This is a genomic window from Comamonas sp. 26, from assembly GCF_002754475.1.
Lineage (GTDB): Bacteria > Pseudomonadota > Gammaproteobacteria > Burkholderiales > Burkholderiaceae_C > Comamonas.
Map to the genome: position 1 here is coordinate 812,738 of NZ_PEFL01000001.1, position 24,561 is coordinate 837,298.

20 protein-coding genes are annotated in these 24,561 nt (G+C 58.8%); 9 read left to right on the top strand and 11 right to left on the bottom strand.

Going from position 1 to position 24,561, the window contains the following annotated elements; translation table 11 throughout:
• Nucleotides 1-468: 468 nt before the first annotated feature.
• The 4 genes from CLU84_RS03760 to CLU84_RS03775 are packed head-to-tail and all read right to left on the bottom strand — an operon-like array spanning nucleotide 469 to nucleotide 5,156.
• The gene (locus CLU84_RS03760) at nucleotides 469-1,746 is read right to left on the bottom strand and encodes a M20/M25/M40 family metallo-hydrolase (RefSeq protein ID WP_099735998.1); all 1,278 of its coding nucleotides are present in this window, start codon (nucleotides 1,744-1,746) and stop codon (nucleotides 469-471) included.
• The gene (gene uraD, locus CLU84_RS03765) at nucleotides 1,743-3,518 is read right to left on the bottom strand and encodes a 2-oxo-4-hydroxy-4-carboxy-5-ureidoimidazoline decarboxylase (RefSeq protein ID WP_099735999.1); all 1,776 of its coding nucleotides are present in this window, start codon (nucleotides 3,516-3,518) and stop codon (nucleotides 1,743-1,745) included. Before uraD ends, CLU84_RS03760 begins: the two co-directional genes overlap by 4 nt.
• Before the next feature lie 7 nt (nucleotides 3,519-3,525).
• Complete coding sequence (gene puuE, locus CLU84_RS03770) at nucleotides 3,526-4,482, bottom strand: allantoinase PuuE (RefSeq protein WP_099736000.1); 957 nt, start codon at nucleotides 4,480-4,482, stop codon at nucleotides 3,526-3,528.
• Nucleotides 4,479-5,156, bottom strand: coding sequence for a GntR family transcriptional regulator (locus CLU84_RS03775; protein WP_099736001.1), 678 nt, complete (start codon nucleotides 5,154-5,156; stop codon nucleotides 4,479-4,481). The genes puuE and CLU84_RS03775 overlap by 4 nt, the downstream gene beginning before the upstream one ends.
• Before the next feature lie 212 nt (nucleotides 5,157-5,368).
• On the opposite strand from CLU84_RS03775, the gene CLU84_RS03780 reads away from it, so the two are divergent.
• On the top strand, nucleotides 5,369-6,721 hold the full coding sequence (locus tag CLU84_RS03780) for a glycerate kinase (RefSeq protein WP_099736002.1): 1,353 nt from the start codon (nucleotides 5,369-5,371) through the stop codon (nucleotides 6,719-6,721).
• A gap of 144 nt (nucleotides 6,722-6,865) precedes the next feature.
• On the opposite strand, the gene CLU84_RS03785 is transcribed toward CLU84_RS03780, so the two are convergent.
• On the bottom strand, nucleotides 6,866-7,783 hold the full coding sequence (locus CLU84_RS03785) for a LysR family transcriptional regulator (protein ID WP_099736003.1): 918 nt from the start codon (nucleotides 7,781-7,783) through the stop codon (nucleotides 6,866-6,868).
• A 109-nt stretch (nucleotides 7,784-7,892) separates the two neighbouring features.
• Here CLU84_RS03785 and gcl point away from each other — a divergent pair, with 109 nt between their 5' ends.
• The 3 genes from gcl (at nucleotide 7,893) to glxR (ending at nucleotide 11,539) form a co-directional block, all read left to right on the top strand.
• Nucleotides 7,893-9,683, top strand: a complete 1,791-nt coding sequence (gene gcl, locus CLU84_RS03790) for a glyoxylate carboligase (RefSeq protein WP_099736004.1) — start codon at nucleotides 7,893-7,895, stop codon at nucleotides 9,681-9,683.
• Between the two features lie 69 nt (nucleotides 9,684-9,752).
• Nucleotides 9,753-10,556: a hydroxypyruvate isomerase gene (gene hyi / locus CLU84_RS03795; RefSeq protein ID WP_099736005.1), complete on the top strand. Its 804-nt coding sequence runs from the start codon at nucleotides 9,753-9,755 to the stop codon at nucleotides 10,554-10,556.
• Nucleotides 10,557-10,627: 71 nt separating this feature from the next.
• On the top strand, nucleotides 10,628-11,539 hold the full coding sequence (glxR, locus tag CLU84_RS03800) for a 2-hydroxy-3-oxopropionate reductase (RefSeq protein ID WP_099736006.1): 912 nt from the start codon (nucleotides 10,628-10,630) through the stop codon (nucleotides 11,537-11,539).
• A 129-nt stretch (nucleotides 11,540-11,668) separates the two neighbouring features.
• Here glxR and ggt read toward each other — a convergent pair whose 3' ends face one another.
• Nucleotides 11,669-13,501 carry a gamma-glutamyltransferase gene (gene ggt / locus CLU84_RS03805; protein WP_099736007.1) on the bottom strand — a complete coding sequence of 611 codons (1,833 nt, stop codon included), beginning with the start codon at nucleotides 13,499-13,501 and terminating at the stop codon, nucleotides 11,669-11,671.
• A gap of 218 nt (nucleotides 13,502-13,719) precedes the next feature.
• Between ggt and uraH the strand changes: the two genes are divergently transcribed.
• A complete protein-coding gene (uraH, locus tag CLU84_RS03810) occupies nucleotides 13,720-14,070 on the top strand; it encodes a hydroxyisourate hydrolase (protein ID WP_099736008.1) in 351 nt (116 codons plus the stop codon).
• Between the two features lie 134 nt (nucleotides 14,071-14,204).
• Here uraH and CLU84_RS03815 read toward each other — a convergent pair whose 3' ends face one another.
• Nucleotides 14,205-14,594, bottom strand: coding sequence for a DoxX family protein (locus CLU84_RS03815; RefSeq protein ID WP_099736009.1), 390 nt, complete (start codon nucleotides 14,592-14,594; stop codon nucleotides 14,205-14,207).
• 337 nt (nucleotides 14,595-14,931) lie between these two features.
• On the opposite strand from CLU84_RS03815, the gene CLU84_RS03820 reads away from it, so the two are divergent.
• Complete coding sequence (locus tag CLU84_RS03820; RefSeq protein WP_099736010.1) at nucleotides 14,932-15,516, top strand: YSC84-related protein; 585 nt, start codon at nucleotides 14,932-14,934, stop codon at nucleotides 15,514-15,516.
• A gap of 77 nt (nucleotides 15,517-15,593) precedes the next feature.
• Here the strand turns inward: CLU84_RS03820 and CLU84_RS03825 are convergent, their stop codons facing one another.
• Nucleotides 15,594-16,073 carry a hypothetical protein gene (locus tag CLU84_RS03825; protein ID WP_099736011.1) on the bottom strand — a complete coding sequence of 160 codons (480 nt, stop codon included), beginning with the start codon at nucleotides 16,071-16,073 and terminating at the stop codon, nucleotides 15,594-15,596.
• Nucleotides 16,074-16,273: 200 nt separating this feature from the next.
• Here CLU84_RS03825 and xdhC point away from each other — a divergent pair, with 200 nt between their 5' ends.
• Entirely contained in the window at nucleotides 16,274-17,104 is an 831-nt protein-coding gene (xdhC, locus tag CLU84_RS03830; protein WP_099736012.1) for a xanthine dehydrogenase accessory protein XdhC, read from the top strand.
• 246 nt (nucleotides 17,105-17,350) lie between these two features.
• Nucleotides 17,351-18,670: a urate hydroxylase PuuD gene (locus tag CLU84_RS03835; protein ID WP_099736013.1), complete on the top strand. Its 1,320-nt coding sequence runs from the start codon at nucleotides 17,351-17,353 to the stop codon at nucleotides 18,668-18,670.
• Nucleotides 18,671-19,311: 641 nt separating this feature from the next.
• On the opposite strand, the gene CLU84_RS03840 is transcribed toward CLU84_RS03835, so the two are convergent.
• The 3 genes from CLU84_RS03840 to CLU84_RS03850 form a co-directional block, all read right to left on the bottom strand.
• A complete protein-coding gene (locus CLU84_RS03840; RefSeq protein WP_099736014.1) occupies nucleotides 19,312-21,750 on the bottom strand; it encodes a TonB-dependent siderophore receptor in 2,439 nt (812 codons plus the stop codon).
• A gap of 146 nt (nucleotides 21,751-21,896) precedes the next feature.
• Nucleotides 21,897-22,952 (bottom strand): FecR family protein, encoded by a 1,056-nt coding sequence (locus CLU84_RS03845; RefSeq protein WP_099736015.1) that lies wholly within the window; start codon nucleotides 22,950-22,952, stop codon nucleotides 21,897-21,899.
• A gap of 88 nt (nucleotides 22,953-23,040) precedes the next feature.
• The gene (locus tag CLU84_RS03850; protein ID WP_099736016.1) at nucleotides 23,041-23,589 is read right to left on the bottom strand and encodes a sigma-70 family RNA polymerase sigma factor; all 549 of its coding nucleotides are present in this window, start codon (nucleotides 23,587-23,589) and stop codon (nucleotides 23,041-23,043) included.
• Nucleotides 23,590-23,841: 252 nt separating this feature from the next.
• Between CLU84_RS03850 and CLU84_RS03855 the strand changes: the two genes are divergently transcribed.
• Nucleotides 23,842-24,480, top strand: coding sequence for a Crp/Fnr family transcriptional regulator (locus tag CLU84_RS03855; protein ID WP_099736017.1), 639 nt, complete (start codon nucleotides 23,842-23,844; stop codon nucleotides 24,478-24,480).
• The last annotated feature ends 81 nt before the right edge of the window (nucleotides 24,481-24,561 follow it).

Below are 24,561 nucleotides of genomic sequence, written 5' to 3' on the forward strand. Positions count from 1 at the left end.
GCTTGAGTCAAGATTTGATTACGACAACTAAACCCACAGAAAACTCGCACATGTTGGGCCATTGCAGCAGTGCTTGGTAAAAGTGCACTCTGGCGGGCAGAATTTTGAGATGGGTCGAAGATGACGTTTTGATGGGCTTTGTGCATGCTAGGCGCTTGTGGCTGACCATCTGGAGCGATCTTGGCTTGTCCCACGCCGCAGATCCCCGGTAAGAGGCGCAAGTTCAGAATGGAAGGGCTGCCTGCAGCGGGCTTATGCGCTTGAGGCCCTTGCGTCGCAGGGCTTGTTCTATGTATCGCGGCAAGTCACGGCACATCCTGTGCATCCAATGTGCCAAGCCTGGGCCCTTGAGAGGGTGTGAGGGCGCTGCCATGCACCGATCACAAAAAAGGAGCCTGGAAAAATCCAGGCTCCTTGAAAAAACCTCTACCCAGGCAGGTACAGGCTAGGCATTCAAGCGAAATGTAGTTATGCGGTCAGGTCGACCAGTGAGCGTGCAACCACCTTGGTGGCGCGGCGCAGGTCTTCCAGTACCAGACGTTCGTCGGAGCGCTTGGCGTGCGATTCCAGCACGGTGCGGGGGCCGGCACCGTAGATCACGCCAGGAATGCCGCGCTCAACGTACAGTCGCACGTCGGTGTACAGAGGAGTGCCCACGGAGGGAGGCATTTCACCGAACACGGCTTCGCCGTGCTTTTGAATGGCATCCACCAGAGGCTTGTTGCCCGCCAGAGGTGTCATGGCGTTGGCCAGCAGCAGACGCTTGATATCCACGCGCACAGCGTCTTCACCGGTGTAGCCGCCTTGCGTGTTGAAGTCGGCGATGGCCTGGGCGATTACAGCGCGGATGCTGGCTTCGACTTCCACGGGATTCTCTTCAGGAATCATGCGGCGGTCGATCTTGAGCATCACCTTGCCGGGCACCACATTGGTGTTGGTGCCGCCGTCAATGCGGCCGATGTTCAGGTAGGGGTGCTTGATGCCGGGCACTTGCGAAGTGACTTGCTTGTACTTGACGTTTTCGCCGTACAGAGCAGTCAGCAGCACAGCAGTGGCTTGCAGCGCGTCCACACCGGTGTGGGGCACGGCGGCGTGAGCCATCTTGCCGTGCACGGTGATTTCCATTTGCAGGCAGCCGTTGTGAGCGGTCACGACTTCGTAGCTGAAGCCGGCGGCGATCATTAGGTCAGGCTTGGTCAAGCCCTTTTCCAGCAACCAGCCGGGGCCCATCAGGCCGCCGAACTCTTCGTCGTAGGTGTAGTGCAGTTCCACGGCGCCCTTGCTGGGCTTGGCCACGGCTTCCAGAGCACGCACTGCAAAGGTGAAGGAGGCGAAGTCGCTCTTGCTCACGGCAGCAGCGCGGCCGTACAGCTTGCCGTCTTCGATCTCGGCACCGTAGGGATTCTTGGACCAGCCTTCACCCGGGGGCACCACGTCGCCGTGGGCGTTCAGGGCAATAGTCTTGCCACCGTCGCCATAGGGGCGGCGCACGATCAGGTTGGTGATTGACTCCATGCCGTAGGCCTTCACATCGGCTTCAGGCACGGCATGCTTTTCGGCTTCAAAGCCAAAGTCCTTGATCAGGTCGGCGGTGCGCTCGGCGTGAGGAGCATTGTTGCCGGGAGGCGTATCGGTAGGCACTTGCACCATGGCTTGCAGGAACTTCACTTCTTCGTCGAAGTGCTCGTCAATCCATGCGTCGATGGCGGCGTAGGTGGCTTGCTTGTCTTGATTCATATTGGTCATTGCTGTTCTTGAGCCAGTTGGTTGAGGAGGTGGGTGAAAGCGTCCACGGACAGTTGCATGTCGTCAGAGGTGGAGGCTTCCAGCGGGTTGTGGCTGATGCCTGCATTCATGCCGCGCACAAACAACATGGCCTGAGGCATGATTTCGTGCAGCTTCATGGCATCGTGACCGGCACCGCTAGGCATGCGGAACAGGGGAACTCCCAGTGCGTCCACAGCGTTTTCCCAGCGCTTTTGCCATTCGGGGGCGCTAGGCGCAGCCGATGCCTTCATAGACAGGTCGGTGCTGAAGCGCAGGCCGCGGCGTTCGGCAATCGCAGCCATCTCGGTCATGATGTCGTCGATCATGGCGTCGCGCTGTTCGTTGGTGGGGGCGCGCAGGTCCAGCGAGAACTGGCAGCGGCCCGGCACCACGTTGACCGAACCCGAGGGCACGTTCAGTTGGCCGATGGTGGCCACGCTGTCGCCATCCTGGCCAGCACGCTTTTCGATGTACAGCGACAGCTCGGCCACGCCTGCAGCGGCGTCACGGCGGCGGTCCATGGGCGTGGTGCCTGCGTGGCTGGCCATGCCGATGAATTCGCACGTATAACGGGCGCTGCCGTTGATGGAGGTGACGATGCCCAGAGGAATGTCCAGCTCGTTGAGCACGGGACCTTGCTCGATGTGCACTTCCACAAAGCCTAGGTACTTGGCGGGATCGCGCTGCAGCTTGGGGATGTCGTCAATGCACAGACCGGCGTGTGTCATGGCTTCGCGCAGCGTGATGCCGTCGGCGTCCTTTTGCTCCAGCCATTCGTTCTTGAAGTCACCGACCAGAGCGCCAGAGCCCAGGAAAGTGGCCTTGTAGCGCTGACCTTCTTCTTCAGAGAAGCCCACGACTTCAATGTTGAAAGGCAGGCGCTTGCCTTGCTTGGCCAGCTCTTGCACGCAGGCCATGGGCACGAAGATGCCCAGGCGGCCGTCGTACTTGCCACCGTTGCGCACGGTGTCGTAGTGGCTGCCGGTCAGCAGGGTCTTGGCACCTTCGGTGGCTGCCTTGTAGCGGCCCACCACGTTGCCCACGGCGTCGATTTCAACTTCGTCGAAGCCGATTTCACGCATCCAGTGGCTGATGCGCTGGGCGCAGGCGCGGTGAGCGTCGGTCAGGTAGGTAACGGTGAGCTGACCCTTTTCGGCGTAGCCTGGGTCGCTGTTGGTGGACAGGCGTTCTTGCCAGTCCCAGACTTCGTTGCCCAGAGTGGGTTCGTAGCCGAACTTGTCGTTCAGGCGAATCTCGGCAATGCGGTGGATGTTGCGTAGCGCTTCAGCCTGCTCGTAAGCAGGGTGATTGAAGATGCGGCGCTCAAAGGTCGCAATGATCTCGGCCTTGTTCAGACCCAGACCACGCGCACCGCGCACCGCCAGAATGAAGGGGAAACCAAAGCGTGCACCGTACTCGGCGTTGAGCTTGCGGATGTGCGCCAACTCTTCGGGGGTGCAGTTCGTCAGGCCTGCCTTCTTTTGCTCATTGGTCGATTCGGCCGTGAGCGTGTTGGTTTCCATCTGCTTGCCGGCGAGTTCCGGGTGAGCCAGGATCAGGTCAAGCTTGGCCTGATTGCTGGACTCGGCCAGCACCTGGGCCATGGCGTGCTTGATGTGAGCCATGGACTTGAAGGGGCGCTGAGCCAGCGCAGCCTCGGCAATCCAGGGGGAATGCTCATACAGTCCATCGAGCAATTCGATGGCGGTTGCCGCGTCGGCGGCATTCAGTTGTTCCAGGGTCAAAGCCATGATGCAATCAATCCTTGCAGGGGAAACGCTCAGCCCAGTGGCGAGCCAAATCAATACGGCGGCACACCCACACGTTGTCGTGCTTCTGAATGTGATCGAGGAAGCGCTGCAGCGCTGTAATACGGCCGGGACGGCCAAGCAGGCGGCAGTGCATGCCGATGCTCATCATCTTGGGGGCGTTGTCACCGTTGGCATCGCCTTCGGCATACAGGACATCGAACGTGTCCTTCAGATACTGATAGAACGGATCGGCATACGAGTAACCCTGGGGCAGGGCAAAGCGCATGTCGTTGCAGTCCAGCGTATAAGGCACGATCAGCTGGTTGTGGGTGCTGCCATCGGTCTTGGCAACCTTCATCCAGAAGGGCAGGTCTTCGCCGTAGTAGTCGCTGTCGTAAGTGAAGCGGCCAGTATCGGCCACCAGGCGGTGGCTGTTGGGGCTGTCACGGCCGGTGTACCAGCCCAGGCCGTGGTCGCCGTCATGGCCGTACAGCTCTTCAAAAATTTCCACGCATTGCTGCAGATGGGCGCGCTCGATCTCTTCGGGCACGTTCTGATAGTGAATCCACTTCAGACCATGGCAGGCCACTTCGTGACCCAGCTCGTCAAAGGCCTGAGCCAGCTCGCGGTGCTTTTGCAGGGCCGTGGCAACGCCGAACACGGTCAGGGGCAGGCCGCGCTTTTCAAATTCGCGCAGGATGCGCCACACGCCGACGCGTGAGCCGTATTCATAGATGCCGTCCATGCTCATGTGGCGGTCGGGGTAGCTGGCCGGATTGAACATCTCCGACAGGAACTGCTCGCTGCCGGGGTCGCCGTGCAGCACGTGGTTCTCACCGCCTTCTTCGTAGTTCAGAACGAACTGCACAGCCACGCGGGCTTTGCCGGGCCATTGCGGATGCGGCGTGTTGCGGCCATAACCAATCAGGTCGCGGGGGTAGGAGGCGGTGGAATCGTAAATCATAGGGATACAGATGAAAGTGCCATCGACAAATCGTTCGTTGGCAGATCGCGGTCAAAGGTCAGGCCTGCTTCCACGTGGTCCAGGTGCTGCTGCATCAACAGCACCGCATGTTCGGCATCGCCTGCCGCCAGAGCGGTGACGATGTCGGAGTGCTCTTCGTGCGAATGCTCGGCCGCCGATGCAGACTGGTACATCAGCGTAATCAAGGCGCAGCGTGAAATCAGCTCCCCCAGCAGTTGTGCCAGCACTTCGTTGCCCATCAGCTCGGCCATGCGCACGTGAAAGTCGCCCAGCAGCTCGGTGCGCTGGCCAACGTCTTCGGCATCCATGGCCTTTTTTTCAGCCGTCACATGCTGCTTGAGCGCGCGAATCTTGGCCGCAGTGCTTTGCGAAGCAAAGCTGCGCACCATCTCGGCCTCCAGCATGCGGCGCACGGCGAAGACCTGGCGCGCCTCATCCACGGAGGGCGTAGCGACAAAAGCGCCGCGCGCAGGTTCGAGCTTGATGAGCCGGTTCTGTGAGAGCTGAAACAGCGCCTGGCGAACCAGAGTGCGGGAAACACCGAAGTGATCGGCCAGTTTTTGCTCGGCCAGTTTGGTGCCGGGCATCAGGCGATGCTCGACGATCGCCTTGGTCAGGCTGTCAACAATGAAACTGGTGGTGGAAGTTTCCATAAATTCATCATAGCGGTTGAAGACTAATTTTGTATACAGTTTCTGTCCACCAGTTATGGTGTTTATCTTGATAACCGGTGAAGAAAAGCTGCGTGCAAGCGCGCAAACCCATGCGGCACAATGATTTTCGGCATTAATGCAGCAAAGATCAGTAGTGTTGTGACGTCGGGGTGTCTGTGAGGCAAAAAAGCCGGAATGCACAATGCGCAACTATGCAAGCACAGAATACATCCTCGCGCGCTCAGGTCGCGGTCGCACCTTCGCCTCAGCAAGACCCTGCGGGTTTCTTGCGTCATCTGTATGAGGTGGCTGTGCGCAATGCCCTGCCCATCGAGGGGCTGGTGCGCCATCTGCCCAAGCCGCCCAAGGGTCGCACGTTGGTGCTGGGCGCTGGCAAGGCTGGCGGCTCCATGGCGCAGGCGCTTGAAGCGCTGTGGCCGCAAGATGCGCCGCTGTCTGGTCTGGTTGTCACCCGCTATGCCCATATTCCGCCGCGCCCCGAAGGTCTGCCCGTGCGACTGGAAGTGGTCGAAGCCGCCCACCCCGTGCCTGATGCTGCAGGTCTGGCTGCTGCCGAGCGAATTCTGGCGCTGACGCAAGGGCTGACTGCCGACGATCTGGTGATCTGTCTGATTTCCGGCGGTGGATCGTCGCTGCTGACCCTGCCCGCAGAAGGCATCGATCTGGCCGAGAAGCAGCGCATCAACAAGGCCCTGCTGGAAAGTGGCGCCGCCATTGGCGAGATGAACTGCGTGCGCAAGCACCTCTCGCGAATCAAGGGTGGCCGCTTGGCCGCAGCCTGTTTCCCAGCCAAGGTGGTCACGCTGACCATTAGCGATGTGCCTGGCGACGATCCTTCCGTGATCGCCAGTGGCCCCACCGTGCCCGATGCATCAACCTGTGCGGACGCGCTGGCGATTCTGAACCGCTACCAGATCAGCATTCCCGATTGCGTGCGCGCTGCACTGGAAGCAGGTCAGCTGGAAACGCCCAAGCCCGGCGATGCTCGCTTTGAAGGCCATACCGTGCACCTGATCGCCACTCCCCAGCAATCGCTGGAAGCGGCGGCGGCTGCCGCGCGCGAAGCGGGCATGGCTGTGCATGTGCTGTCGGACGAGATGGAAGGCGAATCCCGCGAAGTGGGCAAGGTGCACGCCGCACTGGCGCGTGCTGTGGCCAAGCATGGTCAGCCTTTTGCCAAGCCTTGCGTGATCTTGTCGGGTGGCGAAACTACGGTGACTATTCGCCCCCGCCAGCCCGGTGCAGCCAAGGGCCGTGGCGGCCGTGCTGGCGAATTCTGTCTGGGTCTGGCGCAGGCGCTGCAAGGCCAGGAAAAGGTCTGGGCGCTGGCTGCTGACACCGATGGCATTGATGGTGTGGAGGACAACGCCGGTGCCCGCGTCTCGCCTTGTACGCTCAAGCGTGCAGCTGAGCAGAACCTGCGTATCAGCGATCATCTGGATCGCAACGATGCCTATGGTTATTTCTCGGCCATTGGCGACCTAGTGATTACTGGTCCCACGCACACCAACGTCAATGACTTCCGCGCCATTCTGGTGCTCTGATCTGCATCTTTCATAGCGCATTGCGCTTGTATTGAAAAGACTTCAAGGTCTTTTAAATCTGCAGCTACCGTTGAACAAACGGTAGCTGCTTTGCTATTGATAGCGTTCTGACGGGATTGATTCGTTTGCAGAATCACCCTCCCATCATCCTCCGCGCGGTAATTCTTCCCACCAGGCGTCGTCAAACTTGCCTTGCATAAAGGCGATGAAAGACTGCACTTTCTGCGGTACCAGTCGCGGCGAGGGGTAGACCGCGTGAATCTCCTGCTCATGCAGGCGGCAGGTCTTGAGAACCTCGACCACGCGGCCATCCTTGAGCGAATCCTGGGCTACGTATCGCGGCAGGGCTGCAATGCCCATGTGCGAACGCGCAGCAGCCAGCAGGGCCGAGAGGTTGTTGGAGCGCAGCCGCCCGGTGACGGGAATGGACACCGGCTCGCCGCTGGCGCTGCGCAGCCGCCAGATGTCGTTGCCCTGCACGCTGCTGTAGATCAGCGTGGAATGCTCTTTGAGGTCTGAGGGGCGGCGCGGCGTGCCGTGTTTGCGCAGATAGGTGTTGGAGGCGACCAGCACCCAGGGGTTGATCCCCAGCATGCGCGCGCCCAGCGATGAGTCGGCCAGCTTGCCCAGGCGCAGCGCCACGTCAATGCCGTTGGCCACCAGATCGGTGTAGCGGTCCTCAAAGCTCAGGTCGACCTGCACCTGCGGGTTGTGCTTCATGAAATCCATGGCCAGCGGAATGAGTACGCGCCGCCCGAAGGCGACCGAGCTGCCGATGCGCAGTTGCCCCTGCACCTGCGTCTGGCGCACCTTGACGACATTCTCCGCCTCGGCCACATCGTTGACGATGATCTTGCACTTCTCGTAGTACAGCGCACCAGCCTCCGTCATGCTCACGCCGCGCGTGTTGCGGTTGAGCAGGCGCACTTTCAGGCGCGCTTCCATGGCCGCAATCTGCTTGGTGACCGTGGGCTGCGTGGTTGCAAATTCTTGCGCTACTTTGGTGAAGCTGCCGGTCTCCACCACCCGCACAAACATGTGCATCGCGTCGAGTTTGTCCATCGTTTTGACTCCTATTTATTCTTCAGTGGAATAAATTTTATGGTCTGTAAGCGGCTTCCGGCAAGCAAAGGTCTTGACTAAAGTTCAACTCAGTTTTAAGGAGACCCTCATGGCCAAAATGAAAGCGATCGAAGCAGCAGTACTGGTGCTCGAAAAAGAAGGTGTAACCGTTACGTTTGGTGTGCCAGGTGCGGCCATCAATCCGCTGTACGCCGCAATGAAGAACCACGGCGGCATCGGTCACATTCTGGCCCGTCACGTGGAAGGCGCCAGCCACATGGCTGAAGGCTACACCCGTGCCATCGCCGGCAACATCGGCGTGTGTATCGGCACCAGCGGCCCTGCTGGCACCGACATGATCACCGGCCTGTACTCGGCCAGCGCTGACTCCATCCCAATCCTGTGCATTACCGGCCAAGCTCCCCGCTCGCGTCTGCACAAGGAAGACTTCCAGGCTGTGGACATCGCTTCCATCGCCAAGCCAGTGACCAAGTGGGCCACCACGGTTCTGGAGCCTGCTCAAGTGCCCCGCGCATTCCAGCAAGCTTTCCACCTGATGCGCTCCGGCCGTCCAGGTCCTGTGCTGCTCGATCTGCCCATCGACGTGCAACTGGCTGAAATCGAATTCGACATCGAAACCTACGAGCCTCTGGCTGCGTACAAGCCTACAGCTTCGCGCAAGCAAGCTGAGAAGGCGATCGAGATGCTCAACGAATCCGAGCGTCCTCTGCTGGTCTCCGGCGGCGGTGTGATCAACGCCGATGCTTCCGACCTGATGGTCGAGCTGGCCGAGATCCTGAACGTGCCCGTGATCCCAACCCTGATGGGCTGGGGCACCATCCCTGATGACCACCCACTGATGGTTGGTATGTGCGGTCTGCAGACCAGCCACCGTTATGGCAACGCCACGATGCTGGCTTCGGACTTCGTGTTCGGTATCGGCAACCGTTGGGCCAACCGCCATACCGGTTCGGTCGAGGTTTACACCAAGGGTCGCAAGTTTGTGCACGTGGACATTGAGCCCACACAAATCGGCCGCGTGTTTGCCCCTGACTATGGCATCGTCTCTGACGCCAAGGCTGCTCTGGAGCAATTCGTTGCCGTGGCCAAGGAGTGGAAGGCTGCTGGCAAGCTCAAGTGCCGCAAGACCTGGGTTGCCGAGTGCCAAGGCCGTAAGAACAGCGTCGAGTTCCTGCGCAAGACGAACTTCGACAACGTGCCGATGAAGCCACAGCGCGTCTACCAGTGCATGAACAACTCGCTGGACCGCGATACGACTTACGTGTCCACCATCGGTCTGTCGCAGATCGCCGGTGCTCAGTTCCTGCACGTGTACAAGCCACGTAACTGGATCAACTGCGGTCAAGCGGGCCCTCTGGGCTGGACCACTCCTGCTGCTCTGGGTGTGCGCGTTGCTGACCCAGCTCGCAAGATTGTGGCCCTGTCCGGCGACTACGACTTCCAGTTCATGATCGAAGAGCTGGCCGTGGGCGCGCAGTTCAAGCTGCCTTACGTTCACGTGCTGGTGAACAACAGCTACCTGGGTCTGATCCGTCAAGCTCAGCGCGCTTTCTCGATCGACTATTGCGTGCAATTGGCGTTCGACAATATCAACATGGATGAGGGTGATGCCACCCGCGGCTACGGTGTTGACCATGTTAAGGTCGTTGAAGGTCTGGGTTGCAAGGCCATCCGCGTTCACCGCGCCGAAGACTTTGCTCCCGCCATGAAGCAGGCTGAAGCCTGGATGGCAGAGCACAAGACACCTGTGGTGATCGAGTGCATCTTGGAGCGTGTGACCAACATCGCCATGGGCGCCGAAATCGACAACGTGGTCGAGTTCGAAGACCTGGCCACTGAAAAGGCCGACGCGCCTAGCGCACTGGCTCTGCTGGGTTAACAGCATCCAAGGACAGAGCGAAGGCTCTGTCCTTTTTTCCCTTTTGACGAGATATCTGGAGACAAGACCATGCCCCGTTTTGCTGCCAACCTGAGCATGTTGTTCACCGAGGTGCCTTTCCTCGAGCGTTTTGAGCGTGCCGCAAACGCAGGTTTTGAAGCCGTTGAATTCCTCTTCCCCTACGCACACACCGTGGAAGAAATTCAGGAGCGCCTGAACGCCACTGGCCTGAAGATTGTTCTGCACAATCTGCCCGCTGGCGACTGGGATGCCGGCGAGCGCGGCATTGCCTGCGACCCCAACCGCGTTGACGAATTCCGCGCTGGCGTTGCCAAGGCCGTGACCTATGCCCACGCTCTGGGTGTGCCTCAGCTGAACTGCTTGGCTGGCAAGGTTCCTGCAGGCTCTGACCCTGTCGTGGTGCGCCGCACTTTTGTGGAAAACCTGCGCTTTGCCGCAGCTGCTCTGAGCGCCGCCAACATTCGCCTGCTGGTTGAGCCAATCAACCCCTTCGACATCCCCGGCTTCTACCTGAACCGCACGGATGAAGTGCTGTCCATCCTGGACGAAGTGGGTGCCGCTAACGCTTTCGTTCAGTACGACATCTACCACGCACAGCGCACCGAAGGCGAGCTGGCTGCCACCATGCAAAAGCAGCTGGGCCGCATCGGTCACATCCAGCTGGCAGACAACCCCGGTCGCAATGAGCCAGGCACTGGCGAGATCAACTACCCCTTCCTGTTCGCACACCTGGATCGCATCGGCTACGACGGCTGGATCGGTTGCGAATACAAGCCTGCAGGCAACACCGAATCGGGCCTGGGCTGGCTGGAAAAAATTGGCGGCTGTAAGAAAGCTGCAGTCGCTGCATAAGCCGTATAGCGCTTGCTGGACAAGCGCTATCAGCTATCGATTTTGATATCAAGAATAGTTAGGAGTACACCATGAACGCATCGTCCCTCAAGTTGGGCTTTATCGGTCTGGGCATCATGGGCGCGCCCATGTGCGGCCACCTGATCTCGGCTGGTCACCAGCTGTTTGTGAACACGCACGGCAAGGTGCCCGCCAGCATCGCTGAAACCAGCGCGACTCAGTGCACCACCGCTCGCGGTGTGGCCGAGCGTGCCGACATCATCTTCGTGATGGTGCCCGACACTCCCGATGTGGAAAAGGTGCTGTTTGGTGAAGACGGCGTGGCCGCTGGCCTGAAGGGCAGCACCGGCAAGATCGTGGTGGACATGTCCTCCATCTCGCCCGTGGCGACCAAGGAATTCGCCAAGCGCATCGAAGCTGTTGGCGCTCAATACCTGGACGCACCTGTGTCCGGTGGCGAAGTTGGTGCCAAGAACGGCACGCTGTCCATCATGATCGGTGGCCCAGACGCTGCATTCGAGCGCGTCAAGCCCCTGTTTGAAAAGATGGGCAAGAACATCACTCTGGTCGGCGGCAACGGTGATGGTCAGACAGCCAAGGTGGCTAACCAGATCATCGTGGCGCTGAACATCGAAGCCGTGGCTGAAGCCCTGCTGTTCGCATCGCGCGCTGGTGCTGATCCTGCTCGCGTGCGTGAAGCTCTGCTGGGCGGTTTTGCTTCCTCCAAGATTCTGGAAGTGCATGCCGAGCGCATGATCAAGCGCACCTTCGATCCAGGCTTCCGCATTGCTCTGCACCAGAAGGACTTGAACCTGGCTCTGTCCAGCGCACGTCAGCTGGGCGTTTCGCTGCCTAACACTGCCATGGCTCAAGAGCTGTTCAACACCTGCGTGGCCCACGGCGGCGCAGCATGGGATCACTCCGGCATGGTTCGAGCTCTGGAGAAGATGGCCAATTTCGAAATCGGCCAGAAGGCTGAGTAAACGAGAGGTGGGGAGGGCGGCCACTGGCTACGCGTACGGTCAGCAGCCGCCTCAAAGTAAAAAGCCGCGCTCGGGGGAGCGCGGCTTTTTTTATTCAGAATTTCCTCTTGTGCTCTGAGTGAAATTTCATTAGTAGCCCAGAGTTTTTCCATCCGGGTTGCGCGGGTCTGATGCGCCTTGCAGCACACCATCCCGCACCTCAATGGTCTGCGTGCGACCCATGGCGGGCTTCACGGCGACCTTGTGCCCCCATTGCCTGAGCAGGGCCAGCGTATCGGCACTAAAGCCTTTTTCAATGCGCAGCACATCCGGCGTCCACTGGTGATGAAAGCGCGGCGTGGCCGCCGCTTCGGCCGGGTTCATGCCAAAGTCGATGTGGTTGACGACTTGCTGCAGCACCGTGGTGATGATGCGTGCGCCGCCGGGGCTGCCTGTCACCAGCACCGGCTTGCTGTCCTTGAGTACCAGCGTGGGCGTCATCGATGAAAGCGGGCGCTTGCCGGCTTGGACGGCATTTGCATCGCCGCCCACCAGCCCGTAAGCGTTGGCCACGCCGGGTTTGACCGAGAAGTCATCCATTTCGTTGTTGAGCAGCACGCCCGTACCCTTGGCCACGATGCCGCTGCCAAAGTTGGTGTTGAGTGTGTAGGTCACGGCCACGGCATTGCCGGTCTTGTCCACCACGGAGTAATGCGTGGTCTGGTCGCTTTCATAGGGCTGAGAAAAATGTTGAGGGTGGCCGGGCTTGATGTCCTTGCTGGGCCTTGCCTGCTGGGGCTTGATGCTGGTTGCCAGTTCATCGGCGTAGCGCTTGGAGGTTAGCCCCTTGAGCGGGATCGTCACAAAGTCCGGGTCGCCCAGATATTCAGCACGGTCGGCATAGGCCAGTTTCATGGCCTCGGTCATGTAGTGCACGCTTTGCGCGCTGTTGGCCCCCCATTGCTGCATGGGCCAGCGCTCCATCATGTTCAGAATCTGCAGCAGGTGGGCGCCGCCGGATGAGGGCGGCGGCATGGTCACGATCTGATAGCCGCGATAGTTGCCGCGCACAGGCTCGCGCTCCACCGGCTTGTAGTCACGCAGATCCTCAAGCGTGATGGCGTTGGCATGTGGTGCCATTTCAGCCGCAATTTTCTGAGCGATGCTGCCTTGGTAAAAAGCCTTGGCACCTTGCTGGCTGATGAGACGCATGGACTGCGCCAGATCTTTTTGCACCAGCCGCTCACCTGCTTGCAGCGGCTCGCCGTTTTTCCAGAAAATGGCCTGCGTGGCGGGCCATTGGCCCATGTTCTTTTTTTCCTGGTTCAGCGTCTTCGCCAGTGTCACGCTGATGGGGTAGCCCTTCTCGGCCAGCGCAATGGAGGGAGCCATCACCTGGGCCAGCGGCAGGCTGCCCCAGCGCGAGAGTGCATGCGTCATACCCGCCACCGTACCCGGCACACCCACAGCGTAGTGGGTGAAGAGCGACTTGCCGTTAATGACGCCGCCCTTGTCATCCAGGTACATATTGCGCGATGCGCCTTTGGGTGCCACCTCGCGGAAGTCCAGCGCAATGTCTTTGCCGGTCTTGGCGTCATGCACCATCATGAAACCGCCACCACCGATATTGCCTGCATTGGGCAGGGCCACGGCCAGCGCAAAGCCCACGGCAACAGCGGCATCGACGGCGTTGCCGCCAGCTTTCAGAATGTCTATGCCAATCTGGGTGGCAAGTTCTTGCTCGGACGCGACCATGCCGTTTTTGGCGATGACCGGGTGAAAGACGTCCAGATCAAAGTCATAAGCGGCCGCTGCGGCCTGCGCGGCGGCGGTTTGCGTAATGATGGGCGCTGCTTCAATGGCGGGCGATATGCCGAGCGCAGGCAGAGGCGTCGCTTCGTTGCTGGCTGTGCTGCTGCAGGCATTTAAACCGGCTAAAACGATGATCATGCTGGCCGCCAAGGCGGTGTTGCGCAATTGCATGCGTTATCTCCTGTGAGGGGTTGAGGCCAGTGTAAAGAAACGATCTTCTTTGGGCTGGCTATGTGCCTGAAAGTCAAGGCTGAAAAGCCTTTGATAGGGTACAGAAACTGTATACACTTTAAAGATCAAAGCGTTGCGCACATGCGTGAGCGTGCTTTGAATACACAGATGTTTGACACAACCAAGGGCAGTTGCAAACTGCCTGTGAGGAGATTTCCATGGGCCTGAGCACCCACGTTCTCGACACCATGAATGGCTGCCCTGCTGCAGGCATGGCCGTTGAACTGTTTTCTACCGATGGCAATACTGCCACTCTGGTCAAGAGCCTGGTTCTGAACCATGACGGCCGCACTGATGCGCCTCTGTTCGACAACAACACCATCAAGGTTGGCACTTACCGCTTGACCTTTGACGTGGCTGCCTACTTCAAGGCCCGCGGCGTGGAACTGCCTGAGCCTAACTTCCTGGGCAAGGTCAGCCTGGACTTCGGCGTGGCCAACCCCGCCCAGCACTACCACGTGCCTTTGCTGGTCAGCCCATGGAGCTATTCCACCTACCGCGGTTCTTAATTGACTGCGCGCGCCTCTTATTGAGGTGCGTAGTAAAAACATGAGCGGCTTGCGCTAGTCATTTCTTGGTCTCAGCACGAAAGTGACCTGAAACCTAGTCATGACATGCGCAAGCCGCTCTTGTTTTTGAGAATTTATTTGCCTTTGGAATAAGCCATGGCGATGACCACTGCGCTGACAAAGTAAAAAGCCTGCAGCTCCAGAGCCCAGCCGCCAGAGTTGTTCAGCATCAGAATCTGGTGGGTGTGCACCAGCGCAAATGCCACCAGCATATTCACTGCAATCACCAGCGCGGCGGGTACGACCCACAGGCCTACCAGCAGCAGCAGGGGCGCCACGACCTCACCCAGGTAAACGGCATAGGCCAGAAAGCCGGGTGCGCCAAGGGCGGCGATTTTTGCCTCGATGCTGCCAATTCCGTAGCGAATCTTGGCCCAGCCATGAAGCAGCATGAGCAAGGCAAGTGTTACACGCAGCAGCACGATGGCTGCCTTGGGGTGGTGAAAATAATTCCAGAACTTCATTAGCTTCCTGTCATCAGCGCTATGAGCACATCAACAATGCTAGCGCCAATTTCAGCAGAGACCTGTCATACCCCAAACTTTGAGCAGGATTGAAGATGATGCAAAGACCAGACGTTTTTGTAAGAGTTCTTTAACAACAGGGCTTGCTTTCTGTAGGTCAATCGCGCAATCTTTAACTGTGGGGGTTAATGAGCGATGCCCCGCACTAGCATGAACCCAACCCTGCTTCTGGCTGCTCTTGTGTCGGGGGGATGTGCAAGAGCGACTGAAGGCCAGACTGCAGGATCTTCTATCTCGAAAATGTCTGAATACATTCATCCCATGAAAGGATATTGGTATGCGTCAAATTTCTTTGCGTTCTGTTGCAGTGGCTGTTGCCGTGACTGCGGGTGCAATGGCCATGACGGCCTGTACGACGACCAAGCCTGATACTGCATCGGCACCGCGCGCTGATGCGACTACGATCAACACACGCGCCAATGCGGCGCTGGAGCGCCTGTATCAGACAGCTCCCGGCTCCAAGGAAATGGTGCAGCGAGCCAAGGGTGTGCTGATCTTCCCGTCGGTGATTGGTGGTAGCTTTGTGGTGGGTGTGGAGCATGGCCGTGGCGTGCTGCGCGTGGCTGGTAATAACCGCGGCTACTACAGCACAACGGGCGCATCCATTGGCTGGCAGGCTGGCGGCCAGTCCAAGGCTGTGATCTATGTGTTCAATACCCAGGAAGCGCTGGACAAGTTCCTTAAGAGCGATGGCTGGTCTGTGGGCGCTGATGCCACGGTGGCTGCTGGCAAGATCGGTGCTAATGGCAGCGTGGACACCACGACGGCCGGTGCACCCGTTACCAGCTATGTACTGACCAATGCAGGTCTGGAAGCGGGCGTTTCGCTGCAAGGCACAAAGATCACCAAGGTTGTCGAATAAGCCTTGCTTGATTCTTCAAAACAAAAAACCGGCCTTGGCCGGTTTTTTATTGCCTGATGCGGCGCGCGTGCAGGGCCTTACTGACCCAGTTGGCCTTCGGTCAATGTATCGAGCTGAAAGCGGCCTGACTTGTCCCATAGCCAGGTGTCGGTGTACGTCACAGACTTTCCGGCGGCGGGGAAGGGAGCTGCGGCACGTACGGAGCGTTCAATCTCTGCCACCACTTCGGGGGCGTGGTTGGGTTTGCGCATCCAGTTCAGATTTCTCACACGGCCTTGTCCATCCAGCTGAACTTGCAGCACGCCAATGGCATACAGCATGGGCGGAAGCATGCCTTTGTAGATGCGGTTTGCATTGTTCTCATACAGGTGCTGCGCCGCTTGCTTGCGGTAACTGGGGCTGGCCTTATCGGCAGGCGTGACGCCTATGGATGGGCCTGGTGGTGCAGTCTGGCAAGCGGTAAGCAAGGCAGTGACTGTGGCAACCAGTCCAGTCATCAGCCAAGCTAATGGCTTGCGGCCTTGCGTTGCGCGGGTTGATTCTTGAGTATCAGACATGTCGCCAAGCGTAGCCGGAAATGAGAAGGGTTCAACGCTATCGCGTTTATATCTGGCGCTGCGGAGTGCAAAAAACTGCAACGACTCGTCAATGTGCTGCGCAATAAGTATCTGATTAAGGCATTCATATAGCGGCACGACTATTGCTGTCTGCAAAATGCAGGAACATAGTGAATTCTGAAAGCTAGAAACCAGCCGCCATGTGGAGTGAAACGCAGCAGCAAATTTTGACCTACTTGAGCCAGCAGCCCTTGTGCTGGGTACAGGTGCAGGCCACTCGTGGCTCCGTGCCGCGAGAAGAGGGGGCCTGGATGGCCGTTTTTTCTGACGCAGTCATGGGAACGATTGGCGGCGGCCATCTTGAGTGGCAGGCCATTGCGCAGGCGCGTCAGTTGCTGGCGCAGTGGGCTGATCACCCCTCAGAGCCGCGTGAGCATGTGCAGCGCTATGCGCTGGGGCCCAGTCTGGGTCAATGCTGCGGTGGGGCGCTGGAGCTGCGTTATGCGTGGTTTAAGGCAGCGGATGCAGAGCGCCTGCGCGCCTTAATGCCCGAGCCGTCGCAATGCGTGGCTTTGTTTGGAGCCGGCCATGTGGGTCATGCGCTGGTTCGGCTCCTGCGCAGCCTGCCGTACCGGGTGGTCTGGGTGGATAGTCGTGATGCAGTCTTCCCGGAGCAAGAGCAGATTGGTGTGCAATGCGAGCATTCCGACCCAGTGCAGGCGGCAGTGGCGCAACTGCCTGCGCAGTCTCAGGTGCTGATCATGAGTTTTAGCCATGCAGAGGATCTGGAGGTCGTTGCACAATGCCTGCTGCGCCAGCGCGAGCGGGGCGATTTGCCTTTTGTGGGGCTGATTGGCAGCAAGACCAAATGGGCAAGTTTCAGCAGCCGATTGCGCAGCCGTGGTTTCAGCGACGCAGAGCTGGCGCACATCACCTGCCCGATTGGCGTGGCGGGCATTGTGGGCAAAGAGCCGGAAGTGATTGCGGTAGCTGTTGCCGCCCAGTTGTTGCAGCGAAGAGGTGTTGCGTAATGCTGCATTGCACCAAAAAACAGGCGCTCAATCTGAAACTGGCTGGCATCTACGGGAAATCACTAGGATGGTTTGCCCTGAATTTACATCTTTCGGAGCCAGAAAGTGCATACACTTTCTGTCTACAGACTGGTCGCAGCGGTGCCTCGAAGCTTTTGCCTAGGGAGCGCGGCCTTTTCTTCTGCTCAGAGCGCCCGCAGTGGTGAGCAGCTTGCACGGCAGCCCCACGCTGCCAAGGTTAGAGCTATGGAAAGCTACATTCTCGACTGGGCCGGCCTGCTTTTGCGGTGGCTGCACGTCATCACCGCCATTGCATGGGTCGGTTCTTCATTCTATTTCGTGTTCCTCGATAGCAGCTTGACGCCGCCCGTGGACGACGATCTGAAGAAACAGGGCGTCAGTGGCGAATTGTGGGCAGTGCACGGCGGTGGTTTCTACCACCCCGTCAAGTTCAACGTCTCCCCTCCCAAGATGCCGGATCACCTGCACTGGTTCTACTGGGAAAGCTACAGCACGTGGCTGTCCGGTTTTGCCCTGCTGACGGTTTCCTACCTGTGGAACGCCAACATCTACCTTGTCACTCCTGGTGATGCCAATGCCATGAGCGCACCTGCTGCTATCGGTTCGGCTCTGGCCTTCCTGGTAGTGTTCTGGCTGCTGTATGACTTTGTTTGCCGCACGTTCGGTCAAAAGAAAAACGGCGATGCGACGGTTGGTGCTCTGGTTCTGGTTCTGGTGTGTATTGCAGCTTACCTAGCTTGCCACATCTTCCCTGGTCAAGCAGCCTTCCTGCTGATGGGCGCGATGATCGCGACCTCCATGAGCGCCAACGTGTTCTTCTGGATCATTCCTGGCCAGCGCAAGGTGGTTGCGGCTTTGAAGGCCGGCGATCCCGTGGACCCACGTCACGGTCAGCGTGCCAAGCAGCGTAGCGTGCACAACACCTATTTCACTCTGCCTGTGCTGTTCGCCATGCTGTCGAATCACTACGGCTGGTTGTACAGCCATAAGATGAATTGGCTGGTGCTGATTGGCATGATGTTCGCCGGTGCAGCCATCCGTCAGTTCTTCGTGATGCGTCACGGCTACAAGCTGGGTCGTAACAGCCACCCATGGCCTTATGCAGCAGTTGGCGTTGCCGCTTTGCTGGCTGTGTTTGTCTGGCTCAAGCCCGCTCCTGCACCTGCCTCAGCAGCACCCACGGCTCCTGTTGCTGCTGTAACGACTGCACCCTCAGCCGCTGCTCCTGCTGCGACTGAGGGTGCTACCCCTGCAGTTGCACCTGCAGCGGACGCTGTTGTTGCTGCTGCACCCGCAGCTGGTGGCGAAGGCTTTGCCAAGGTCAACGGCATTTTCCAGCAGCATTGCGTGCTGTGCCACGGTGCTGCGATCCAGCAAAAGGGTGTCCGTCTGGATTCGCCCGAAGCTGTTAAGTCGCACGCTCAGCAGATCTACCAACAGGTGGTTCAGCTGAAGAAGATGCCTTTTGGCAACCCCGGTGCACTGTCCGATGACGAGCGCAATCTGGTAAAGACATGGTATGAGTCCGGCGCTGCCGTTAACTGATAGCAGGTGTTTGTTCTGGGTAATTAAAGTCGTTGACTGGAAGTCAAAGTCGTAAACAGCGGCCTGGCATCCATGCGGCTTTCCGGGGAGGGCGGTTGCGGCATTAAAGTCGGAAACTCTATTTCCCTAATAGAAAAAGCGCTCGTTGTGAGCGCTTTTTCTATTAGAAATTCAATGGATTGGCTTAGTGAGTGCAGGGCAAGCGTTAGGGATCCCGTGAGTAAATGTGAGAAGACCGCTAAAGGCTGATCTGAGCTATTTGCATTCCAGAACCCAAGCGGCGCAACGGTCTTTGAACGCCGTCTTTCCTGAACGATTACTTCTCCTTAAGAACTGGTGGTGTCTCGGCTTGAATGACCGCTTCTGCTTAAAGCGGCAGGCTCATACCAACTAAAAGCAGACAGTCGCTAACGATTGAAGCAGCCGTCGTGGAGTACCGTTCGCTTAAAGAAGCGCATCAAGGGGGATGTGCTGTAAATCTTGGACTGGTTATGCGGCGATCCCGAGGATTTTGTGGATAGACCGGCAACACGGCGGCCTCGCCTTGTGATCTGCTTGGCTGCTTGTGCGTAATGGCATCTCCCTTCGAGCCTCAAGTTTGCGGCTCGAAGGTGTCTGATGCAGTCGGGTCGATCCAGTCGTTAAAAGCGAGGTGTGTATTTCAAGGTGAGCATGATGTTGCGTGGATCGCCGTAGGTGGTGCCTGTGTACCCGGTGTAGCCGGGAACGATGTAGCGTTTATCAGCGATGTTGTTCAGGTTCATCGCTATGTTGACCTCTGGCGTGACCTGATAGGCAATTCGCATATTCCATGTGGTGAAGCCGGCAATGTCGAATGAGCGGTCATAACCGAGCGTGTGGCTTTGCGTGGTAAAGCCGGCACTTGTGGTGAGGCGGCTCCAGTCGCCAGGCAGGCGGTAAGAGGCCCAGACGCGCAGCATGTGCTTGGGGGTCCAGGTGCTGAAGACCTTGCCCTGGTTGTCGGGGTCGCGCAAGAATTTGGTGGTATTGAAGGTATAGCCCGCCACCAATTGCAGATCGCGCAGTACTTCACCGCTCACCTCGGCTTCAAGGCCCTGGCTACGAACCTTGCCGGACGCCGTGGAGCAGAACCAGCCATCGCAGGCATAACCTGATGCGATATCGTTGACGCCACGGTTCTTGTGGTCGTAGCGGAACACCGCGAGCGAGGTGTTGACGCGCTTGTCCATCAACTCGCCTTTGACGCCGAGTTCGTAGTTCGATCCGATGACCGGCTCCAGCACCTTGCCTGCGGCCGTGCGTGCCGATTGTGGTTCAAACACACTGGTGTAGCTGCCGTAGGCCGACCATTGGGGGGTCAGCGTGTACACCAAACCGGCATACGGGATGATCTCGCCCGATGCGCGCATGACTTCGCGGGTGTCGAACAGCGACCCTTTGTAGAGCAGGTCATACCAGCTGGCTCGCGCACCCACGATGGCAGTCAGCGGCTCGGTGAGTTGAGCGCGCCAACTGGCATAGATGCCTTTTTGCTGCACGTCGTAGGATGAGAAAGCCTGCCGACCGCCACCCGCCAGCAGATTGTCCACGGTGGGCTTGGGGCGGTTGTGATCGATGTTGAAAAGATTGCCGCCCGAGGTAAAGTTGCGGGCGTACATGTCGTCGGATTTGTACTTGGAGTAGTCCGCGCCCAGCGTTACTTCATGGCGCAGCCCCAGGGCATCGAAGCGGCCATTCACAAAAGCATCGAGCCCGACCTTGTTGGAGTCGAAGTGGGTGATCCAGTCTGCGTAGGTCATTCCGCTTCCGTCCGCAGCCACAGCGCCGTGCATGCGTTGGTGCGTGGAGTTGTTCGTCTCGCTCATGTGCAGGGCCGAAACCTTGAGCTTCCAGTCAGCGTTGAAGCGGTGATTCAGATCGGCGTAAACCGTGGTCTGCTTGAGGTTGTCGCGGTTCCACAAAGCACCTGTGAACGTGGAACGGGGCAGTCCGACATCGCTGCCGTCTGCACGCAGAGGCACGCCATAGATGAAGGGCCGCCCCTTGCTGTCCAGCTGACTCACTGCCAAGCCAACCGTCGTATCCGGGTTGATGTCGTAATCCAGCGCTGCATACAGCGAGCGAGCACGCTCGTTCACATAGTCGACGAAAGAATGGCTGCGGGCCTCGTCCACCACGACCCGGCCGCGCAGCGTACCTTCTGCATTGAGCGGGCCTCCGGCGTCGAGTTGAACGCCGTAGCGATCCCATGAACCGGCACGCGTGGTCAGCGTCACGGTCTTCTCGTTTTGGCCGCGCTTGCGAACGAGGTTGACCGCGCCGCCGGGGCTGCCCCTGCCTTGCAACAGACCCGATGCGCCTCGCAGAACCTCCAGCCGGTCATAAAAGGCCATTCCCTCTGCAGCCCAGTTGCCGAGCGAGTACATGTTGCGAGGAATCGCGACGCCGTCGTATTGCCAGTTGTCAATCTGAAAGCCGCGTGCCGCCAAAACCATGCCCTGTCCGACACCTGTTACGCCCACCGTGCCGGTTGCAATGTTGGCAGCCTGCTTTAGATCCGTGATGCCTTGTTCGTCGAGCTGTTTGCGCGTGATCACGCTGATGGATTGTGGGATGTCTTTGAGCGCCTGATCGCCCTTGTTGATGCTCACCGCACGGGCGGCGAACGAGTCCGTGCCTTCGGTCGTGGCGCCACGTTCTTCCTGGGCTGACACGGTCACCATCGGCATGGTTGCTGTGTCCGAGCTTTGCGACAGGCGTTGCACGACGACAGATGTTCCCTGTACTTCGGCATAGAGGCCACTACCCGCTAGCAAGCGATTCAGTGCTTCCCTCACGGTGAAGCGGCCTTGAACTGCGGGCGCGTTTCGGCCTTCGACCAAGGCTGGCTGCACCATCAATTCCAGGTGCGCTTGGCGTGCGAGAAGAACCAGCGCTTGAGACAGCGGTTGCGCGGCGATCTGGATTTCAACCGGCGCAGTCTGCCTGACAGGCGCACTTTCCGTTTGAGCCTGAGCAGCTGAGGTTGCTAAAAGCAGGGTGACAGCTGCTGCTAAGGGTGCTGTATGGAATCGGAAACGGGGGCGAGAACGGGACATGCAAACACTCTCCAAAGATACGAAACAAGAATCGTTCTCAGGAAGACGCATGGCAATGCAAAACCCCAACCTGCAGGCACAATTTTTTTAAGCATGCCGTGATGGCCCTTTCCGCAACCAGGCCGCGATTGCAGCCAAGACATGCTTTAGTGACTCGCAATGATTTCCGTCAGCTCTCCGTTTTCCTTCAAGCGAACGGGAAGCACCTTCGGAAGGGCGTAGCGGAAATGGGCCAACTTTTGCGGGTCAAAGGTGCCCGACAAGCGCAGTGCGCCCACTGCCGCGTCGTGCACCACCATATGCGTGGGGGCGTAGCGTTCGAATTCCGCCAAAGCCTGGGAGAGCGGCACGTTTTCCAGGGTAATTCGGCCGTCGCGCCAGGGGGCCATACCGGAAGCAGCAATCGCTTTCACGGGGCCCAAGCCTCCATCGGCACTGGCAACCATCTGCTGGCCAGCCATTAGCAGCACGGCAGCAGACTCGGGTGCCTGGCGGCCATTAGTTGGAAGCGGGCTCACGCGCACCTTGCCTTCCTCTACGGTGACTTGCACGGGGCTTCCTGCGGTGTTGCGCACGGCAAAGCGCGTGCCCACCACCGTCACTTTGGTGCTGCCGGCTACAACATCGAATGGTCGGGCAGCATCTTTTTGCACCTCGAACATGGCCTGTCCTTCCGGCAACTTCACCTCGCGGCGCTGGCGGTACCAACTTACTTCGATGCGTGTCGCGGTATCTAACCGCAGGCGACTGCCATCCGGCAACTGCACGCTCAGCTGCTGCCCGCGCTCCGTTTGGTACATCTGCGTAAACAAGGGTTGCTGTTGCCAATGGTCCCAGGCCATATAGCCACTGCCGACGGCCAGTGCGACCACAAGGGCTGACAGTGCAGCTTGTGGGATCAGCGCAGACCACCATGATGGTTGACGCTCTGAGGCGCGGCTTTTTTCTGTCGACTTGGCTTGGTCCTGTTTTAGTTGAAGACGCAAGCGCTCAACGCCCGATTGCGGCAGCGCATCCAACTCCCGCCAATCGGCCTGCCAGCGGTTGAATGCGGTTTCACGATCCGGGTGTCCAGCCAGCCAAGTGCGGAAAGCTGCGTTTGAATAGGCCGCATCGGGTGCATCGCTGTAGCGCGCAAACCACTCCAGGGCCTCGGCATCGAGGTCGCTGTTTGGCAGTTGGGCAATGGTGCGATCAGTCATACGGATGCGAAAAGCCAGAGGCGATATGAAAGTAGACGCACGAGTCTGCCAAACCCCAATGCCGGAAAAGCAAAGAAAGCGCAAATTCTCATTTGCCGCTCCAAGACTGAGCCGTAAGAGGCAAGGAGCGCCCGCCGCCCCGCATTTGCTCCTGACAGGCTCGACAGGCCTGCATTCCCAGTTTGATATGACGTTCCACCATGGTCACGGAAATGCCCATTTGCCGCGCCACTTCGGCTTGAGAGAGTCCGTCGAACTTGTGCAATATGAACGCCTCGCGGCAGCGCAAAGGTAATTCGCCGATAGCAGTCAACAGCGCATCTACTGTTTGCGACGACATTGCAGCCACCTCTGGCTCGAGGGCTTCAGGGCCGGCGGTCAAATCCACTGCATCGACGGAGGAATCACCTTCCGCCGCTGCGTACGTTCCGCGCACTTCGCTGCGGCGGTACTGATCAATGACCAGGTTGCGAGCGGTGCGGTACAGCAGCGCACGCGGCTCGTTGATGGCTTCGCCAGACTGCTGCACGGCCAACACCCGGGCATAGCTTTCCTGCGCCAAGTCTGCCGCTGTATCGCGGTCTCTGACAGTTCCTTGCAGGAACCTCAACAACTCTCGGTAATAGTGAGCGAGCACAGGCGATCAGGGATGGATTCGACGTCTTCGTAGCGTATTCCGGCAGGTGCGGCCGGTCACCACTTTGGGGGCGAGTATACAATGCAAATGAGATTTAATCTCATTTAAGGAGCGAGCTGGATACATCGCTTCAAAACTGTTTGCGCTCATGCATTTTTTGCGATGCAGTTCCGCAGAAATTGCGGATACCGTCCCGCCTTTTTGACTTGGCTCAATGCAGGGCAGGGCGAAGCCCGGCACAGTGAGGCCTATATGTTTACCATGCCCTCCCTGTCGCAAGCTGCCTCCAAGTTTGGGCAGCCTGAGAGCTTTGCTCCAGGCTCATGGCTCAGGCAACGTCGCCAACCCATAGATTCTGTGCTGTATCTGGAAAGCGGCAGCGTCATGCTGGGCGTGGGCCAGGACTCCTCCATGCGCCATCAGCTCGGGCAGGTGGATGGCCCAGCATGGCTGGATGCAGCTTTTGCGTTGCAAGATCGCCCGTCTTGCCTTGATATGCAGGCCCAGACGGCAGGGCGGCTTTACACCATTCCCTTGGCTCGTTTTCAGGCGGCGGTGGTCGAGCTGCCAGTTGCGGTGCAGCAACTGGTGAAAGACTTGGCCAAGGCGTACTGCTCGCAGACCGAGCTGGCCGTCAGCCGTCTGGCGCAAGATGCTGAAGCGCGCTGCGCCCAGTGGCTGCTGCACCATGCAACCCCTGCAATTGATGGCGTGGGTCTTCGTGTCACGCTGAAAGCCCGCAAGCGCCTGATAGCGGCTCAGTTGGGGATAGCGCCTGAAACTTTCTCGCGCGTGCTCAGGCAGTTGCGCGACCATGGCCTCATTGCTGGGCGGGGTAATGTCATTGAACTGCCCAAGCCGGGTGCACTGGAAGTGCTGGCGCTGGGGTAAGTCCCGGGGATGTCTTGCAGGCCATGCAGCGCTTGGCTTTGCGCTCCATGAGAGGCGGCTGGAGCAGTGTTTGCTAACAGT

Excerpts from the sequence above, each read along its gene's own strand:
- CLU84_RS03760 (WP_099735998.1), bottom strand. The coding sequence starts at position 1,746 with ATGACCAATATGAATCAAGACAAGCAAGCCACCTACGCCGCCATCGAC.
- uraD (WP_099735999.1), bottom strand. The coding sequence starts at position 3,518 with ATGGCTTTGACCCTGGAACAACTGAATGCCGCCGACGCGGCAACCGCC.
- puuE (WP_099736000.1), bottom strand. The coding sequence starts at position 4,482 with ATGATTTACGATTCCACCGCCTCCTACCCCCGCGACCTGATTGGTTAT.
- CLU84_RS03775 (WP_099736001.1), bottom strand. The coding sequence starts at position 5,156 with ATGGAAACTTCCACCACCAGTTTCATTGTTGACAGCCTGACCAAGGCG.
- CLU84_RS03780 (WP_099736002.1), top strand. The coding sequence starts at position 5,369 with ATGCAAGCACAGAATACATCCTCGCGCGCTCAGGTCGCGGTCGCACCT.
- CLU84_RS03785 (WP_099736003.1), bottom strand. The coding sequence starts at position 7,783 with ATGGACAAACTCGACGCGATGCACATGTTTGTGCGGGTGGTGGAGACC.
- gcl (WP_099736004.1), top strand. The coding sequence starts at position 7,893 with ATGGCCAAAATGAAAGCGATCGAAGCAGCAGTACTGGTGCTCGAAAAA.
- hyi (WP_099736005.1), top strand. The coding sequence starts at position 9,753 with ATGCCCCGTTTTGCTGCCAACCTGAGCATGTTGTTCACCGAGGTGCCT.
- glxR (WP_099736006.1), top strand. The coding sequence starts at position 10,628 with ATGAACGCATCGTCCCTCAAGTTGGGCTTTATCGGTCTGGGCATCATG.
- ggt (WP_099736007.1), bottom strand. The coding sequence starts at position 13,501 with ATGCAATTGCGCAACACCGCCTTGGCGGCCAGCATGATCATCGTTTTA.
- uraH (WP_099736008.1), top strand. The coding sequence starts at position 13,720 with ATGGGCCTGAGCACCCACGTTCTCGACACCATGAATGGCTGCCCTGCT.
- CLU84_RS03815 (WP_099736009.1), bottom strand. The coding sequence starts at position 14,594 with ATGAAGTTCTGGAATTATTTTCACCACCCCAAGGCAGCCATCGTGCTG.
- CLU84_RS03820 (WP_099736010.1), top strand. The coding sequence starts at position 14,932 with ATGCGTCAAATTTCTTTGCGTTCTGTTGCAGTGGCTGTTGCCGTGACT.
- CLU84_RS03825 (WP_099736011.1), bottom strand. The coding sequence starts at position 16,073 with ATGTCTGATACTCAAGAATCAACCCGCGCAACGCAAGGCCGCAAGCCA.
- xdhC (WP_099736012.1), top strand. The coding sequence starts at position 16,274 with ATGTGGAGTGAAACGCAGCAGCAAATTTTGACCTACTTGAGCCAGCAG.
- CLU84_RS03835 (WP_099736013.1), top strand. The coding sequence starts at position 17,351 with ATGGAAAGCTACATTCTCGACTGGGCCGGCCTGCTTTTGCGGTGGCTG.
- CLU84_RS03840 (WP_099736014.1), bottom strand. The coding sequence starts at position 21,750 with ATGTCCCGTTCTCGCCCCCGTTTCCGATTCCATACAGCACCCTTAGCA.
- CLU84_RS03845 (WP_099736015.1), bottom strand. The coding sequence starts at position 22,952 with ATGACTGATCGCACCATTGCCCAACTGCCAAACAGCGACCTCGATGCC.
- CLU84_RS03855 (WP_099736017.1), top strand. The coding sequence starts at position 23,842 with ATGTTTACCATGCCCTCCCTGTCGCAAGCTGCCTCCAAGTTTGGGCAG.